General features: G+C 70.2%; 16 protein-coding genes. 3 read left to right on the top strand and 13 right to left on the bottom strand.

Features of this window, described 5'->3' with window-relative positions; genetic code table 11:
- Positions 1-172: 172 nt before the first annotated feature.
- Positions 173-1669 (top strand): aldehyde dehydrogenase family protein, encoded by a 1497-nt coding sequence (locus tag TCUR_RS19225; protein WP_012854221.1) that lies wholly within the window; start codon positions 173-175, stop codon positions 1667-1669.
- A gap of 457 nt (positions 1670-2126) precedes the next feature.
- Here TCUR_RS19225 and TCUR_RS19230 read toward each other — a convergent pair whose 3' ends face one another.
- Positions 2127-3722, bottom strand: a complete 1596-nt coding sequence (locus TCUR_RS19230) for a GMC family oxidoreductase (protein WP_012854223.1) — start codon at positions 3720-3722, stop codon at positions 2127-2129.
- A gap of 111 nt (positions 3723-3833) precedes the next feature.
- On the opposite strand from TCUR_RS19230, the gene TCUR_RS19235 reads away from it, so the two are divergent.
- Together TCUR_RS19235 and TCUR_RS25120 are read left to right on the top strand one after the other, a co-directional pair.
- Positions 3834-4445 (top strand): cob(I)yrinic acid a,c-diamide adenosyltransferase, encoded by a 612-nt coding sequence (locus TCUR_RS19235; RefSeq protein ID WP_012854224.1) that lies wholly within the window; start codon positions 3834-3836, stop codon positions 4443-4445.
- Positions 4446-4584: 139 nt separating this feature from the next.
- A complete protein-coding gene (locus TCUR_RS25120) occupies positions 4585-5418 on the top strand; it encodes a DUF4097 family beta strand repeat-containing protein (protein ID WP_012854225.1) in 834 nt (277 codons plus the stop codon).
- Positions 5419-5617: 199 nt separating this feature from the next.
- Here TCUR_RS25120 and TCUR_RS19245 read toward each other — a convergent pair whose 3' ends face one another.
- The 12 genes from TCUR_RS19245 to TCUR_RS19300 form a co-directional block, all read right to left on the bottom strand.
- Positions 5618-7156 carry a M28 family metallopeptidase gene (locus TCUR_RS19245; RefSeq protein WP_012854226.1) on the bottom strand — a complete coding sequence of 513 codons (1539 nt, stop codon included), beginning with the start codon at positions 7154-7156 and terminating at the stop codon, positions 5618-5620.
- Positions 7157-7290: 134 nt separating this feature from the next.
- Positions 7291-7749 carry a DUF2550 domain-containing protein gene (locus TCUR_RS19250; RefSeq protein ID WP_012854227.1) on the bottom strand — a complete coding sequence of 153 codons (459 nt, stop codon included), beginning with the start codon at positions 7747-7749 and terminating at the stop codon, positions 7291-7293.
- Between the two features lie 24 nt (positions 7750-7773).
- The gene (locus tag TCUR_RS19255; protein WP_012854228.1) at positions 7774-8169 is read right to left on the bottom strand and encodes a F0F1 ATP synthase subunit epsilon; all 396 of its coding nucleotides are present in this window, start codon (positions 8167-8169) and stop codon (positions 7774-7776) included.
- Positions 8170-8251: 82 nt separating this feature from the next.
- Positions 8252-9682: a F0F1 ATP synthase subunit beta gene (atpD, locus tag TCUR_RS19260; RefSeq protein ID WP_012854229.1), complete on the bottom strand. Its 1431-nt coding sequence runs from the start codon at positions 9680-9682 to the stop codon at positions 8252-8254.
- On the bottom strand, positions 9683-10585 hold the full coding sequence (locus tag TCUR_RS19265; RefSeq protein ID WP_012854230.1) for a F0F1 ATP synthase subunit gamma: 903 nt from the start codon (positions 10583-10585) through the stop codon (positions 9683-9685).
- 6 nt (positions 10586-10591) lie between these two features.
- Positions 10592-12232: a F0F1 ATP synthase subunit alpha gene (gene atpA / locus TCUR_RS19270; RefSeq protein ID WP_012854231.1), complete on the bottom strand. Its 1641-nt coding sequence runs from the start codon at positions 12230-12232 to the stop codon at positions 10592-10594.
- 262 nt (positions 12233-12494) lie between these two features.
- Positions 12495-13322: a F0F1 ATP synthase subunit delta gene (locus TCUR_RS19275; RefSeq protein ID WP_012854232.1), complete on the bottom strand. Its 828-nt coding sequence runs from the start codon at positions 13320-13322 to the stop codon at positions 12495-12497.
- Entirely contained in the window at positions 13319-13855 is a 537-nt protein-coding gene (locus TCUR_RS19280; RefSeq protein ID WP_217265547.1) for a F0F1 ATP synthase subunit B, read from the bottom strand. The genes TCUR_RS19275 and TCUR_RS19280 overlap by 4 nt, the downstream gene beginning before the upstream one ends.
- A 51-nt stretch (positions 13856-13906) precedes the next feature.
- On the bottom strand, positions 13907-14128 hold the full coding sequence (gene atpE / locus TCUR_RS19285; protein ID WP_012854234.1) for an ATP synthase F0 subunit C: 222 nt from the start codon (positions 14126-14128) through the stop codon (positions 13907-13909).
- Positions 14129-14197: 69 nt separating this feature from the next.
- A complete protein-coding gene (gene atpB / locus TCUR_RS19290; protein WP_012854235.1) occupies positions 14198-15001 on the bottom strand; it encodes a F0F1 ATP synthase subunit A in 804 nt (267 codons plus the stop codon).
- Positions 15002-15107: 106 nt separating this feature from the next.
- Positions 15108-15350 carry an AtpZ/AtpI family protein gene (locus TCUR_RS19295; RefSeq protein WP_041442377.1) on the bottom strand — a complete coding sequence of 81 codons (243 nt, stop codon included), beginning with the start codon at positions 15348-15350 and terminating at the stop codon, positions 15108-15110.
- 105 nt (positions 15351-15455) lie between these two features.
- Positions 15456-15929 (bottom strand): Cg1360 family ATP-synthase-associated protein, encoded by a 474-nt coding sequence (locus TCUR_RS19300; RefSeq protein WP_012854237.1) that lies wholly within the window; start codon positions 15927-15929, stop codon positions 15456-15458.
- Between the last annotated feature and the right edge of the window lie 122 nt (positions 15930-16051).

Raw genomic sequence — 16051 nt, forward strand, 5'->3', positions numbered from 1 at the left:
CCGGCCTCCCGCCCGGTTCCGGGGAAGCGCACAAAGGTTCCCCGGAACCGGGCGGTGTCGTTCCCGGCGCCGTCTGGACCCGGGCGACAATCGCGGTGACGGACCTGAGGTGCTTTACTAGACGACAAGTCTGCAAGCGAGCACTTACTGAAGCGCTCTCCCGGGAGGTCTCATGTCCGTGGCGACCGAGAGCACCACCTTCACCTCGCTGAATCCCGCCACCGGCGAGGTGGTCGGCGAACACCCGATCCATGACGAGAAGGCGGTCGCCGAGGCCGTCGAGCGGGCGCGTGAGGCCGCCGCCTGGTGGCGCGACCTGGGCTGGAAGGAACGGCGGCTGCGGCTGCTGAACTTCAAGGGCACGCTGACGCGCAACCTGGACAAAGTGGCCCGGCTCGTCCACGAGGAGACCGGCAAGCCGCTGCAGGACGCGCAGATCGAGCTGGTGCTCACCATCACCCACATCGACTGGGCCGCCCGGAACGCCCAGAAGGTGCTGGGGCCGCGCACCGTCTTCCCCGGCCTGGCCGCCATCAACAACAAGTGCATCCTGGAGTACCAGCCGCTCGGGGTGATCGGCGTGATCGGGCCGTGGAACTACCCGGTCTTCACCCCGATGGGCTCGATCGCCTACGCCCTGGCCGCCGGCAACGCGGTGGTGTTCAAGCCCTCGGAGTACACCCCCGGCGTGGGCGTGCTGCTGGCCGAGCTCTTCTCCCAGGTGGTGCCCGAAAAGCCGGTCCTGCAGACGGTGACCGGGTACGGCGCCACCGGCGCCGCGCTGGCCCGCTCGGGAGTGGACAAGGTCGCCTTCACCGGGTCCGGCCCGACCGCCCGGAAGGTGATGGCCGCCTGCGCCGAGACCCTCACCCCCATCGTCGCCGAGTGCGGCGGCAAGGACGCCTTCATCGTGGACTCCGACGCCGACCTGGACGCCGCCGCGGACGCGGCGGTGTTCGGCGCGATGTCCAACTCCGGGCAGACCTGCGCCGGCGTGGAGCGGATCTACGCGGTGGCCGACGTCTACGACCGGTTCCTGGAAAAGCTCATCGACAAGGCCAAGTCGCTGCGCCCGGGGTTCGACCGCGAGGCCGACTACGGCCCGGTCACCATGCCCCGTCAGCTCGACATCATCGAGCGGCACATCAAGGACGCCCTCGACCGGGGCGGACGGGCGGTGCTCGGCGGCGCCGAGTCGGTCCGCAAGCCGTATGTGGAACCGGTGATCCTCACCGACGTGCCCGATGACTCGGCGGCGGTGTGCGAGGAGACCTTCGGCCCCACCATCACCGTGCACAAGGTCGCCGACGCCGAGGAGGCGCTGCGCAAGGCCAACGAGACCAGCTACGGCCTGGCCGCGACCATCTTCTCCCGCAATCGGTCGCGGGCGATGGACCTGGCCCGGCGGCTGCGGACCGGGATGGTCTCCATCAACTCCTTCCTGGCCTTCGCCTCGGTGCCGGCGCTGCCGTTCGGCGGGGTCGGCGAGTCGGGCTTCGGCCGCATTCACGGCGCCGACGGCCTGCGCGAGTTCGCCCGCGCCAAGGCCATCACCCAGCAGCGCTTCCCCCTGCCGGTCAACGTGGCGTCCTTCTCGCGCACCGACAAGGACATGGCGCGGCTGCTGCAGCTGACCAAGCTGATGCACGGCAAGCGGTACAAGAGGTGAGACGGCACCGGGCGGTCGCCTGACCGTTCTCACCTCAGGGTGCCCACCGTCCGCGATAAGGGCCGCGGACTTAGGCGTACGAGCGCGCCCGGGCCGACTAGGGCGTCTGAGGACGCCGAACTTAGGGCGTCATCCCGATGTGGCGGGTGCCGTCTTAGCGCGACTCTCTGAATACCGGGCCGGAAGGACCGGCCGGAGAAGGAGAGCAAAGCGCCGATGCACCATCCCGACATGTCCAAGGCCGTCATGGACGACCGGGTGCGCCGGATGCGCAAGGAGGCCGAGGCCGCCGCCAAGGCCAAGGCCGCCAAGGCCAAGGACCGCAAGAAGTGACCCGCAAACCGGCGGCGCCCGCCGCCCCGGCGGGCTGCCGTTCAGGAATCAGGCCCCCTCACCGCCTCCAGCGGGCGAGGGGGCCTTCCTCATGTCTCCCCCTCCCCGCACCGCAGGCGGCTGATCAGGGGGCGGACGCCGGCAGCGGGGGACGGCCGCAGATGAGGTCGGCGGCGCGTTCGGCGATGGCGATGACCGGGGCGTCCGTGCCGCCGCGCGGCGCCGTCGGCATGACCGAGGCGTCCACCACCCGCAGCCCTTCGATGCCGCGCACCCGCAGTTCGGTGTCGACGACCGCCTCGTCCCCGCCGCCCATGGCGCAGGTGCCGACCGGGCGGCCGAGGGTGACCACTGCCCGCCGCACCCAGGCGCGCAGCGCATCGTCGTCGTCCACCTGCTCGCCCGGGGAGTGCTCGCCCTGGACCAGGCGGGCCAGCGGGCCGGCGGCGGCGATCCGGCGGGCCTGGCGCACCCCGGCGGCCAGCGTCTCCAGGTCGGAGCCGGCGGCCAGGCAGGCCGGGTCGATCAGCGGCTTGGCGTGCGGCGCGGCCGAGCGCAGCCGGATGCGCCCCCGGCCGGTGATGGCCACGGCGGCGACCAGCACCGTGACCATCCGCTGGGGCACCTCGGTCAGGCCCTGGTCCAGGTGCGGGGTGGCCAGCACGTGGTACTGCAGGTCGGGCGCGGGCAGGTCGTCGGCGCTGCGGGCGAAGCCGCCGGCCTCGGCCACGTTGGAGGCCAGCGGGCCGCGGCCCAGGGAGTGCCACAGCGCCAGGTGACGGCCGTCGAAGCCCTCCCACAGCGCCTTGACGCCCGGGGTGTCCCACAGGACGGGGACGGCCGGATGGTCCTGCAGGTTCTCCCCCACGCCCGGCAGGTCGGCCCGCACCTGAATGCCGTGTTCGCGCAGGTGCCCGGCCGGGCCGATGCCCGACAGCAGCAGCAGGCGCGGGCTGCCCACCGTCCCGCCGCACAGCACCACCTCACCCTCGGCGTGCTCGCGCAGGTGCTCGCCGCGCCACAGGTAGCGCACCCCGACGGCCCGTCCGTTCTCGACGGTCACGCCGGTGACCAGCGCGTCGGTCCGGACGGTGAGGTTGGGCCGCGCCATGGCCGGCCGCAGGTAGGCGTCGGCGGCCGACCAGCGCCGGCCGCGCCGCTGGGTGACCTGGTAGAAGCCCGCGCCGTCCTGCCGGGCGCCGTTGAAGTCGCGGTTGGCCGGCAGCCCGTGCTCTTGCGCCGACTCCACCCAGGCGTGGCTCAGCGGGTGTTTGAAGCGCAGGTCTTCCACGCGCAGCGGCCCGCCCACCCCGTGGTAGTCCGATTCGCCGCGCTGCTGGTCCTCGGCCTTGCGGAAGTACGGCAGCAGATCGGCGTACCCCCAGCCGGTGCAGCCGTGCTCATCCCGCCAGGTGTCGTAGTCGTGCCGGTTCCCCCGCAGGTAGATCATCGCGCCGATGGACGAGGATCCGCCGAGGGTGCGCCCGCTCGGCCAGTACATGCCGCGTCCGGCCGCATGCTGCTGGGGGACGGTCGCGTAATCCCAGTCATAGGCGCTCTTCAGCAAAGCGGCCTGGTTCGCCGGGATCTGGATCTGCGGCGCGTCGTCCGGTGGCCCGGCCTCCAGCAGCAGCACCCGGGTGCCGGGGTCCTCGCTCAGCCGGGCGGCCAGGACGCAGCCGGCGCTTCCCGCTCCCACGATGATGTAGTCGTACGCCACTAGCACGCCTCCGGGTGAGCGAACGGATCCGGGCACCGCGTGAACACCAGCGCCCCATTATGGGCACCTATGCCCGGAAGCTCCCGACCCGGTCGGCCCTAAGGTGGCGGTATGCCGAAGAACGAGGAGACCCCAGTCGTCCTGTCCCGCATCTACACCCGCACCGGGGACGACGGCACCACCGCCCTGGGTGACATGTCCCGGACCCGCAAGTCCGACCCGCGCCTGGCCGCCTACGCCGACGTGGAGGAGGCCAACGCCGCGATCGGGGTCGCCCTCGCCCTCGGCGACCTGCCCGAGGAGCTGCGCGCGCCGCTGGTGCGCGTGCAGAACGACCTGTTCGACGTGGGCGCCGACCTGTGCAACCCGGTGACCGACGATGCGGCCGCCCAGTACCCGCCGCTGCGGGTCACCGAGTCTTACATCACCTGGCTGGAGGAGCAGTGCGACCGGCACAACGCCACGCTGCAGCCGCTGCGCAGCTTCGTCCTGCCGGGCGGGGCGCCGGGCGCCGCGCTGCTGCACGTGGCGCGCACGGTCACCCGCCGGGCCGAGCGCTCGGTGTGGGTGGCGATCGAGCACCACGGCGCGGCGCCCGCGGGGACCATCAACCCGCTGACCGCCCGCTATCTCAACCGCCTGTCGGATCTGCTGTTCATCTTGTGCCGGGTGGCCAACGCCGGCCACGGCGATGTGCTGTGGAAGCCCGGCGGCGAGCGCTGAACCGTCCCCGCAGGTCCCAAGGGGGTGGGGATAGCCCCACCCCCAAGAGGCGGGCACGCCACCTGTCGCACGCCGCGCCCGTCGGGGAGGCTTTGAGCATGCGAACGTGCCTGAACGGGGGCGGTGGAGGCTGACGACGATGGCGAACGGGTTCAAGGGCGTGGCGGCGCTGGCCGCCTCCCTGACCGCGGCGACGGTGGCGCTCGGCGGGTGCGGCGTCCTCGACGCCGCCACCTATCACGAGGACCGCAAGTACGAGCTCACCGGCGGGCTCAAGGCGCTGAACGTGCGCCTGGAGGAGGCCGATGTGGAGATCATCGGCACCGACGGCGACGAGGTCAGCGTCCATGAGCACCTGTCGTGGACCGAAAAGCTCAAGCCCGAGCCCTACCACCGCCGGGAGGGCGACGCCCTGGTGCTGGGCTACCGCTGCCCGGACGTGGTCAGCATCGGGCTCAGCCGGTGCGCGGTCCGCTACCGGATCCAGGTGCCCCGCGCGATGGCCGCCACGGTCCGCACCGGCAGCGGCGACATCCGCGTCCGCGGGCTGGCGGGCGCCCTGCGGGCCGAGGTCAGCTCCGGCGACATCGTGGCCACCGACCTGCGCGGCGGCCCGGTGGACGCCTCCGCCGACTCCGGCGACATCACCGTCAGCGGCGCCGGCGCCGTGCAGGCCAGGACCGACTCCGGCGGCATCGACCTGCGCGACCTGCGCGGGGACCGGGCCCGGGCCGAGGCCGACTCCGGCACCGTCCGCGTCGTCTTCGCCGCCGACCGCCCGCCGAACCTGGTCCAGGCGACCAGCCGCTCCGGCCGGGTGATCATCAAGGTTCCGGCCGACGTGCCGTATGCGCTCCTCTACCAGGAGCGGATGGGCGATCCCCGGATCACCGACATCACGATCGACCCGAACTCGCCCCGCCGGATCAGCGCCCGCGCCGACTCCGGCTCCATCGACATCTCCGCCTCCTGACGCATGCCGGCCCGTTCCAGCGGGCTTTGAGCGGCGCTCCGAGCCGGATACGGGTGCGGGCCCGCCCACCATGGCCACCGGTGTCGGCGGGCCATTCATTCCAGGCGCGGCCCACCGGCCGAACGGTTTCCCGGGCCCGGGCACGGGCGACGCCGCCGCCCCGGCGGGGCGGCGGCGTCGCGGTGGCCGGACCGGATGGTCAGCGGATCAGGTGGCCGCCTCGCCACTCGGGGCCGCCGGCGGACGAGGAGGTGCTCTTCAAGGTGACGGTGGCCGTGCGGGCGGCCAGCACGTCCTCGACGGAGTGGGCGTAGCGCTGGACGACGTGGGCCGCGCCGTCGGCGAGCTGGTCCAGGCCCGTCCAGTTGATGTTGGTCAGGTCGTCGCAGGCCTGGTGGTAGCACTTGTCGAAGGCCTCGCCGGCCGTGCCGCCGTACAGCTTGACCTGCTCGGGGGTCTTGGTGACCTCGGCGCCGCTGAACAGGCCGCCGGCCGGGATGCCCACGTTGATGAAGGCGTAGTAGTCCGAGCGGCCGTCGAAGGCGGTGGGCTCGGTGGCCAGCTTGCGCTTCTTGAAGTAGTCGGTGAAGGCCTTCTCGATCTCGGCCGAGCCCGGCGGCGGGTCGGTCGGGGTGCCCAGCGAGTTGTCACCGTCGTAGACGAAGCGGGCGAAGTTCGGCGAGCCCAGCATGTCGAAGTTCAAGTTGAGCGCGATCTTGGACAGTTCCTCGTCGCTGAGGGAGGCGACGTAGGCGTCCGAGCCGATCAGGCCGCTCTCCTCGGCGCCCCACCAGGCGAAGCGGACCCTGTTCTTCAGGCCCTTCTTGCCCAGCTTGCCGATCTGCTCGGCGATGGCCAGCACGGTGGCGCTGCCGCTGCCGTTGTCGTTGATGCCGGGACCTTCGGCCACGCTGTCCAGGTGCGCCCCGACCACCACCGTCTTGTTCGGGTCGCCGAGCTTGGTGTCGGCGATGACGTTCTTGGACGAGCGCTTCTCGTGGAAGACGTCGGTCTTGATGTGCAGGATCAGCTCACCGGCCTTGGCCTGGGCCACCAGCGAGGAGCCGAGCTCGTAGGTGGGGCCGAGCACCGGGATGTCCACCACGCGGCCGCCCAGCGTGCCGTTGACCGGCCCCTGGTCGGCGGTGGCGGGGTTCTGGTAGATGATCGCGGCCACCGCGCCGGCGGCCTCGGCGTTGGCGGCCTTGTCCGCGAACGTGCAGCCGCCGCGCACGATCAGCGCGATCGATCCGGCCGGGAAACCCTCGAAGTCGTCGGACTCGCAGCCGCTGCCCACGCCGTCGGGGTCGTCGGTGTCCACCGGGACGGCACGGGCGGTCACATCGCCCTCGCCGGAGTAGTAGTGGGTGAGGAAGTCGCCGTCCAGCGCCTCGGTGTAGGTGGCCGGAGCAGGGCTGACCTGCTCGAAGACCGTCGGGGCCTCTTGCTCGTAGTACTCGAAGTCGAAGTTTTGGACCTGCGGCTTGTAGCCGGCCTTCTTGAGGACCTTGACCACGTAATCCACGGAGGCGTCGAAACCCGGTTGGCCGGAGGCCCGATTGCCACCGTTGCGCTCGGCGACCCGCTCCAGTTCGACCAGGTGTTTGCGGATGTCCTTGATCTTGACCAGCTTGGTGAGATCGGGACCTTGCACCCCGGCCTCTGCGGGCGCGGCGGTCACCACGCCGGACAGCAGACCCGCCAGGGCGAGGGGAATCCCCCAGTGTCGCTTCCGCACGCTCACTCCTCGGGTTTCCTATGGAGCCGAATGGGCCAGATGTTGACATTGCGCCCACACTGCCCACAAGGGGCGATAGTCAAGATTGCGTTGCGGATTTGACAAGAAGGACAATTCGCCCATTTCGGCGGGCGTTAACCCTTGGAAATATCGACCGGAAATCCGGGCGGGGCGGCCTCCAGCCAGGCCAGGAAGCCGGTCAGCGCCGCCTGGCCCATCGCCAGCTCCACCCGCAGGTCCTTGTTGTGCACCTCGACGATGCCCGCGTCCGCACCCAGCTCCGGCAGCTCGCCCGGGTCCGGCCGGCGGCGGTTGGACACGATCAGGCCCCGGCGGCCGATGACCTGCCGGGGCCTGAGACGAAAATCGAAAACTCGATGCCAGTGCAGCTCGTCACCGCGGTAACGGGCCAGACCCAGCCGCCACGGCCCCGGAGCGCCGTCCTGCGGCAGCGTCCGCAGGCTGCACTCCACGGTGCCGCCGCTGCGCTGCAGCAGCCAGCGGCGCAGCAGAACCGCGCTCAGGAACAGCAGGGCGAGCAATGCCGCCGCAGCGAGCACCCCGCCCACGTCCCACGCCAGGTGCTCTGCCAACTGCCCCCGCCCTCGGTCCCGCTTCTAGGCCTCAAGTCCCGCGGCGCGCAGCCGGGCGCGGGCGCGCCGCTCGGCCACCGCGGCCGCCTCGTCACCGCCGCCTTGGGCCTGCGCGGCCTGCAGCGCCTGCCGGGCCGCCTCCACGTCCACATCGCTGCCCAGCTCGGCCTGCTCGGCCAGCACCGACACCTCATCAAAGGCGACGGAGACGAAGCCGCTGCCGACCATGGCGGTGATCTCCGGCGAGCCGTCGGCCGGCTGGATCTTCACCACGCTGCCGTCCAGCAGCACACCGAGCACCGGGGCATGGCCGGGCAGGATGCCGAGCTGGCCCTCGATGGTCTGGGCGACCACCATGGAGGCCTCGCCGGACCAGATCTCACGCTCCGGTGAGACCAGCCCCACCTTCAGGGTTGCCACTTGCACTCCTTGTGCGTCGAAGGAACCTCAAGCCCTTCCGGGGCGCCTGCAAAAGGCGCCCCGGAATCTTTCGGCTCGCAGGTCAGCTCGCCAGTTCCTTGGCCCTCCGCTCCACGTCCTCGATGCCGCCGCACATGTAGAACGCCTGCTCGGGCACGTGGTCGTACTTGCCCTCGACGATCGCCTTGAAGGAGGAGATGGTCTCGTCCAGCTCCACGAACACGCCGGGCTGGCCGGTGAAGGCCTCGGCCACGAACATCGGGTGCGACAGGAAGCGCTCGATGCGCCGCGCCCGGTTCACCGTGACCTTGTCCTCTTCCGACAGCTCGTCGATGCCGAGGATGGCGATGATGTCCTGCAGCTCCTTGTACTTCTGCAGGATCCGCTTGACCTCCTGGGCGACCTCGTAGTGCTCCTGGCCGATCACCTGCGGATCCATGATCCGGGAGGTGGAGTCCAGCGGGTCCACCGCCGGGAAGATGCCCTTCTCGGCGATGGGACGGGCGAGCACCGTGGTGGCGTCCAGGTGGGCGAAGGTGGTGTGCGGCGCCGGGTCGGTGATGTCGTCGGCGGGCACGTAGATCGCCTGCATCGAGGTGATCGAGTGACCGCGCGTGGAGGTGATCCGCTCCTGCAGCACACCCATCTCATCGGCCAGGGTCGGCTGGTAACCCACCGCCGAGGGCATCCGGCCGAGCAGGGTGGACACCTCCGAACCCGCCTGGGTGAACCGGAAGATGTTGTCGATGAACAGCAGCACGTCCTTCTTCTGGACGTCCCGGAAGTACTCGGCCATGGTCAGCGCCGACAGCGCCACCCGCAGTCGGGTGCCCGGCGGCTCGTCCATCTGGCCGAACACCAGGACGGTGTCCTTGAGGACGCCCGACTCGGCCATCTCCACCCACAGGTCGTTGCCCTCGCGGGTGCGCTCGCCCACGCCGGCGAAGCAGGAGGTGCCGCCGAAGTTCTTGGCGACCCGGCGGATCATCTCCTGGATCAGCACGGTCTTGCCCACGCCCGCGCCGCCGAACAGGCCGATCTTGCCGCCCTTGACGTACGGGGTGAGCAGGTCGATGACCTTGATGCCGGTGACCAGCATCTCGGTCTTGGACTCCAGCTGGTCGAAGTCAGGGGCCTTGCGGTGGATGCTCCACCGCTCGTTGATCTCCAGCGAGGAGGTGGGGACGTCCAGGGTCTCGCCCAGGGCGTTCCACACGTGCCCCTTGGTGACGTCGCCGACCGGAACCGAGATGGGGGCGCCGGTGTCGACCACGGTCGCGCCGCGCACCAGGCCGTCGGTCGGCTGCATCGAGATGGCCCGGACCATGTTGTCGCCCAGGTGCTGGGCGACCTCCAGGGTCAGGGTCTTGGTCTCCTCGCCGAGAGTCACATCGACGTGGAGGGCGTTGTAAATCTCCGGCATGGCGTCGGCGGGGAACTCCACGTCGACGACCGGGCCGATGATTCGGGCGACACGCCCGGTAGCGGTCGCCGTCTCTACCTGTGCGGTCACTTACTCACTCCCCGCGCTCGACTCGGCGAGCGCTTCAGCGCCACCGACGATCTCGCTGATTTCCTGGGTGATCTCGGCCTGCCGCGCCTGGTTGGCCATGCGCGTGTAGACCTCGATCAGTTCGTTCGCGTTGTCCGTCGCGGACTTCATCGCTCGGCGCACCGAGGCGTGGAACGAGGCCGCCGACTGGAGCAGCATGTGGAAGATCCGGCTCTCCACATAGTTCGGCAGCAGCAGGTCCAGCGCCGCCTCCGCGCTGGGCTCGAACTCATAGGCCGGCAGCACCTGCCCGGAGGTCGTCTCCTCGATCTCCAGCGGCAGCAGCCGGAGCACCCGCACCTGCTGGGTCAACATCGAGACGAACTCGGTGTAGACCACGTGGATCTCGCCCACGCCGCCTTCGGCGTCGGTCTTGAGGAAGTCCTCGGTCAGCCGGCGCCCGACCCGCTCCGCACCGGCGAAGTCGGGCCGGTCGGACATGCCGTTCCACTGGGCGGCCAGCTCCCGGTTGCGGAACCGGTACCAGGCGATGCCCTTGTTGCCGATGACATAGGGCACCGGCTCACGGCCCCGCTCCCGCAGCCGCGCGATCAGCGCCTCGGCCTCACGGATCACGTTGGCGTTGTAGGCGCCGCAGAAGCCGCGGTCGCTGGTGATGATCAGCACCGCCGAGCGGCGATCCTCCGGCTGCTCGCGCAGCAGCGGATGGTCGATCCCCACCCGATGGCTGATCAGCGCGGTCAACGCCCGGGTGATCTGGTCGGCGTACGGCTTGGACGCCTCCACCGCCTGCTGGGCCTTGACGATCCGCGAGGTGGCGATCATCTCCTGGGCGCGAGTGATCTTGGCGGTCGACTTGACCGATCTGATCTTGCGCCGCAGGAGGCGAAGCTGTGCACCCATGGAGGATCAGTCCTTCTTGACGATGCGCTGGACCTTCTCCTGCCCCACGGCCTCGTCCGCGATCGGCTCGACCGGCTCATCGGCCACCAGCAGGGTCCCCTCGCTGGTGCGGAACTCCTTCTTGAACTCGGTGATGGCCGACTTGAGCGTGGTGAGGGCGTCGTCGGAGAGCTCGCCGGTGTCGCGGATCTCGGCCAGCACACCGCCGTGGTTGCGCTCGATGTAGTCCAGGAACTCGGTCTCGAAGCGGCGGATGTCCTCCACCGGCACGTCGTCGAGCTCGCCGGAGGTCCCCGACCACACCGACACGACCTGCTTCTCCACCGGGAACGGGCTGTACTGGGGCTGCTTGAGCAGCTCCACCAGCCGGGCGCCGCGCTCCAGCTGAGCGCGGGAGGCCGCGTCCAGGTCGGAGGCGAAGGCCGCGAAGGCCTCCAGCTCACGGTACTGCGACAGCGCCAGCCGCAGCGTTCCGGCCACCTTCTTCATGGCCTTGATCTGCGCCGCGCCACCGACTCGCGAGACCGAGATGCCGACGTTGATGGCCGGCCGCACACCCTGGTTGAACAGGTCGGTCTCCAGGAAGCACTGGCCGTCGGTGATGGAGATGACGTTGGTCGGGATGAACGCCGACACGTCATTGCCCTTGGTCTCGATGATCGGCAGCCCGGTCAGCGAGCCGCCGCCCATCTCGTCGCTGAGCTTGGCGCACCGCTCCAGCAGCCGCGAGTGCAGGTAGAACACATCGCCCGGGTAGGCCTCGCGGCCCGGCGGGCGGCGCAGCAGCAGCGAGATGGCGCGGTAGGCCTCGGCCTGCTTGGACAGGTCGTCGAAGACGATCAGGACGTGCTTGCCCTGGTACATCCAGTGCTGGCCGATGGCCGAGCCGGTGTAGGGGGCGATGTACTTAAAGCCCGCGGGGTCGGAGGCGGGGGCGGCCACGATCGTGGTGTACTCCATGGCGCCGGCCTCCTCCAGGGTGCGGCGCACGTTGGCGATCGTGGAGCCCTTCTGGCCGACGGCGACGTAGATGCAGCGCACCTGCTTCTTCTCGTCGCCCGAAAGCCAGTTCTCCTTCTGGTTGATGATGGTGTCGATGCAGACCGTGGTCTTGCCGGTCTGCCGGTCACCGATGATCAGCTGCCGCTGGCCGCGGCCGATCGGCGTCATCGCGTCGATGGCCTTGATGCCGGTCTGCAGCGGCTCGAACACCGACTGCCGCTGCACCACGGTCGGCGCCTGCAGCTCCAGCGCCCGGCGCTCGGTCAGCTCCAGGGGGCCCTTGCCGTCCAGCGGGTTGCCCAGGGCGTCCACCACGCGGCCCAGGTAGGCGTCGCCCACCGGCACCGACAGCACCTCGCCGGTGCGGCGGACCTTCTGGCCCTCCTCGATGCCGCTGAAGTCGCCCAGGACAACGGCGCCGATCTCACGGACGTCCAGGTTCAGAGCCAGGCCACGGGTCCCGTCTTCGAACTCCAGGAGCTCGTTCGCCATGGCCGAGGGCAGCCCCTCGATGTGGGCGATACCGTCGCCGGAATCGACAACGGTGCCGACCTCTTCGCGCGCGGCCGCCTCCGGCTCATAAGACTGGACGAAGCGCTCCAGCGCGTTCCGGATCTCATCCGGACGGATCGTCAGCTCCGCCATGATTCCTCTCTTGCTTCCTTTAAGGGTCAGCTCAGTCTGCTCGATCAGCCCGCGCCGACTCGTCTCGGCCACGCGCTCGTCGGCTCGTCGCTTCGCCATCGGCGCCGCGAGCCCTCCACAGGGCTGTCCGCTCGCGCCGCAGGCGGCTGGGCCGCCCGCCGCGCTCTGCCGGCTCTCCCCGACGCACCGCCCGGGCGGCCGCCCGCGCCGTCCGGGCGCATCGGTCCCGGACGGCGGGCGACGTCGGGAAGAGACCCACCGGTCAGCCCCCGGCGAGCCGCCGCCGGACCTCGTCCAGCCGCCCGGCGATCGTGCCGTCGATGACCTCGTCCCCGATCTGGATGGACAGGCCGCCCAGCACGCTCGGGTCGATCTCGATGTTCAGGTGTACCTCGTGGCCGTAGGCCGCCGACAGCACGGCCGCCAGCCGGGTGCGCTGCCGTTCGGTCAGGTCCACCGCGGAACGGACCAGCGCCACCAGGCGCTGCCGTCGCTGCGCGACGAGCCGGCCGTAGTGCGCCAGCCCGCTCTCCAGGCTACGGCCTCGCGGGTGCAGCACGAGCTCGCCGATCAGCCGCCGGGCCGAGGGGGTGACCTTGCCGTCCAGCAGCGCCGACAGCAGGCCGTCCTTGCGGTCGTCCGGCAGGGCCGGGTCGGTCAGCGCGGTGCGCAGCTGCGGCTCGCCCTCGACGATCCGGGAGAACCGGAACAGCTCGTCCTCCAGGTCGTCGAGCACGCCGTCGGCCTCGGCGCGGGCGGCCTCGGTGGTCACCGCCAGCGTCTCCAGCGCGTCGGCCAGCTCGCTGGGACGGGTCCAGCGCAGCCGCACCACGTCCTGCACCACCGAGGAGGCCGCCGCGGAGACCTTGCCGTCCAGCAGGCCGGCCACCAGGTCGGCCTTGGCCTGCGGGCGCGCCGACGGATCGGAGATCGCCCGGCGCAGGCCGTGCTCGCGGTCCACCAGGTGCAGCACCGCGAACAGCTCCCCGCCGAGCTCCGCCAGGTCGGCCGTGGCCAGCACGGTCTCCAGCCGCTCCCGCGCCTCGGCCAGGGAGGCGCGGGCGACCGCTCCGATCACGGCAGCGCTCATGCGGGCTCCTGAGTGCGGGTCCGCTCCTCCAGCTCGGCCAGGAAGCGGTCGATGACCCGGCTCTGGGCGGCCTGGTCGGCCAGCGCCTCACCGACCACCCGGCTGGCCAGCTCGACCGCCAGCGCACCCACCTCGGTCCGCAGCTGCTGCAGCGCCTGCTGCCGCTCGGCCTCGATGGTGGCCTGAGCCGACTCCACGATGCGCCGGGCCTCTGCCTGGGCCTCCTCGCGCATCTGAGCGACGATCTGCGCGCCCTCCTCGCGGGCCTTCTCCCGCAGGCGGGCGGCCTCGGCACGGGCCTCGGCGAGCTGCTTTTGGTACTCGGCCAAGGTGGCCTGGGCCTCCCGCTGGGCCTCCTCGGCCCGCTTCAGCCCGCCCTCGATCGCGTCGGTCCGCTCGGCCAGCGTCTTTTGGATCTGCGGGACGAGCTTCCAGCCGACCACGATCAGCACGATCGCGAACGAGATCGTGCCGAAGATCAGCTCGGCCGGTGCCGGGATCAGCGGGTTGTGCGGTTCGCCTTCCGCGGCCAGGAAGAAGTTCAAGGTTCCGCCTTCCGGTCAGATGGTGGGAAGGGCAGTGGATCAGCTGTGCACGAACGGCACGACGAAACCGATCAGCGCCAGCGCCTCGGTGAGCGCGAAGCCCAGCAGCATGTTGGTGCGGATGACGTTGGTCAGCTCCGGCTGACGGGCGATGGCCTGCACGCCCTGACCGAAGATGATGCCCACGCCGATACCCGGGCCGATGGCGGCCAGACCGTAGGCGATGGCGCCGAGGTTACCGGTGACTTCAGCAAGGAACATTCGCGTTTTCCTTCTCGATCGGCCGGCGGGATCTCCCACCGGAGCTGGGGTTGGACGAAAAGAGTCAGGTCAGTGATCGGGGTGCAGCGCTCCGCCGATGTAGGAGGCGGCCAGCAGGGTGAAGATGAACGCCTGCAGCGCCTGCACGAACATCTCGAAGCCGGTCATCACGATGGTCATCGCGAACCCGACCACGCCGAGCCCGGCGCCCAGGCCGGTCAGCTTCTCGATCAGGAACCAGTAGGCCACCGTGGCGAAGAAGGCCAGCAGCAGGTGACCGGCGAACATGTTGGCGAAGAGCCGGACCGAGTGGGTGAACGGCCGCAGCACGATCACCGACAGCAGCTCGATGGGCGCATACAGCACATACAGCGGCTTGGGCAGGCCGGGCGGGAACATCATGTTCTTGAACCAGCCGATCAGCCCCTGGTGCTTGATGCTCAGGAACCACATCATCACGTAGACGATCGCGGCCAGCACGATCGGGAAGGCGATGTGCGAGGCGATCGGCATCTGCATGAGCGGGATGACGCCCATCCAGTTCATGATCAGGATGAAGAAGAAGGTGGAGACCAGGAAGGGCATCCACCGGTCGCCGTCCTTGCCGATCATCGGCCGGGCGATCTGGTCGCGCACGAACAGGTAGCCGACCTCGCCGATGTTCTGCACGCCGCGCGGCACCAGCTTGGGCTTGCTGAAGGCGGCCCAGAAGAAGCCGCACACGATGATCACGCTCAGCGCGGCGAGGAGCACGGGCTTGGTCAGCCAGCTCGGAGCACCGTCCCACAGCGGCGCGAATTCGAACAGCTCCAGTCCCGGAGCCTGGAACTCCTCTCCGCCGCCGGATGCGGCGAGGATATGCGACGCGCTCACGCGGCAGTCCCTTCGTCGTAGCTAGTGCGGTGCTCAGGTGCGTGCCCGGAGGGCTCGATGAGCGCCGAGCATCGGCCGGCCCGCCGCCGGGACGCCGCCGGTGCGGTCAGCGCCCGTAGCGGAGGTAGACCATGTAGAGCGCAAGACCGAGACCGACCAGGATCCCGATCGGGAGCAAGGCCGAGGTGCCCAGCCAGCGATCCAGCAGCCAGCCGATCCCCCCGTAGACCGCCATCCCGGACAGCAGATAGCTCGGGATCGACCATGCGGCGTTGGCGAAACGCTGCTGGTCGGCGCTGCGCTCCGGCTCGCCGGGCTGCTGGTCGGGCCGGTGCCCCTCCCCGCTCATCGCAGCACGGACCATAGCAGCCCACTCCCCTCATGGTCATATCGGAGTAGTCACTGAGGCCGAGCCCTGTCGCGGGGATCACCCCAGGCCGGTTCACCACGCCCATCATGGACCCCGCTCGCCGGCCGAACCGGACAGGGCGCCGGTGGCGGAGTCGCTCCGCCCCGCGGCCCCGGCGGGGTCGGCGGGATCGTCCACATAGAGGGTCTTGGCGCGGGCCGTGACACGGATCTCGGCGCCCACCCACACGACCGTCAACGCGATGATCGTGTAGGCGAAGACCGCCGGATCCCAGGCCGTGACGTCCCGGAACACCGCGATCAGCGCGAACATCACAAAGATCTTGGTGATGTAGCTGAGCACCGCGGCGGCGAACATCAGTTGCGGCGAGACCTTGGACGCGTAACTGACCGCGACCACGCTGACGCTGAAGAAGGCGATGGCCACCAGCGTGCCGAGTGCGGCGCCCAGCGCCCCCTGCGCCCCGGCGACCAGCAGGCCCACCGCGATGGCGAGCGCGCCGGCCAGGCCGGTGGGGATCGCGGCGCCCCGCAGGATCAGGGCGTCGGAAGAATGCATGCGGACTCCGCCTGGTCACGGTCTGTGTTCGGCGTCTTGCTCGTGAAAGGTATCACAAGCGTCGTGATCGCCCACAATGACCCATCACGTTATGGCACAGCGTCACCAGGAGCCACAAAGTT

The sequence above is a fragment of the Thermomonospora curvata DSM 43183 genome (assembly GCF_000024385.1).
Taxonomy (GTDB): Bacteria; Actinomycetota; Actinomycetes; order Streptosporangiales; family Streptosporangiaceae; genus Thermomonospora; species Thermomonospora curvata.

What these genes read in the sequence shown, in the direction of transcription:
- TCUR_RS19225 (WP_012854221.1), top strand. Translation starts at nt 173, where the DNA reads ATGTCCGTGGCGACCGAGAGCACCACCTTCACCTCGCTGAATCCCGCC.
- TCUR_RS19235 (WP_012854224.1), top strand. Translation starts at nt 3,834, where the DNA reads ATGCCGAAGAACGAGGAGACCCCAGTCGTCCTGTCCCGCATCTACACC.
- TCUR_RS25120 (WP_012854225.1), top strand. Translation starts at nt 4,585, where the DNA reads ATGGCGAACGGGTTCAAGGGCGTGGCGGCGCTGGCCGCCTCCCTGACC.
- TCUR_RS19265 (WP_012854230.1), bottom strand. Translation starts at nt 10,585, where the DNA reads ATGGGTGCACAGCTTCGCCTCCTGCGGCGCAAGATCAGATCGGTCAAG.
- atpA (WP_012854231.1), bottom strand. Translation starts at nt 12,232, where the DNA reads ATGGCGGAGCTGACGATCCGTCCGGATGAGATCCGGAACGCGCTGGAG.
- TCUR_RS19275 (WP_012854232.1), bottom strand. Translation starts at nt 13,322, where the DNA reads ATGAGCGCTGCCGTGATCGGAGCGGTCGCCCGCGCCTCCCTGGCCGAG.
- atpE (WP_012854234.1), bottom strand. Translation starts at nt 14,128, where the DNA reads ATGTTCCTTGCTGAAGTCACCGGTAACCTCGGCGCCATCGCCTACGGT.
- TCUR_RS19295 (WP_041442377.1), bottom strand. Translation starts at nt 15,350, where the DNA reads ATGAGCGGGGAGGGGCACCGGCCCGACCAGCAGCCCGGCGAGCCGGAG.
- TCUR_RS19300 (WP_012854237.1), bottom strand. Translation starts at nt 15,929, where the DNA reads ATGCATTCTTCCGACGCCCTGATCCTGCGGGGCGCCGCGATCCCCACC.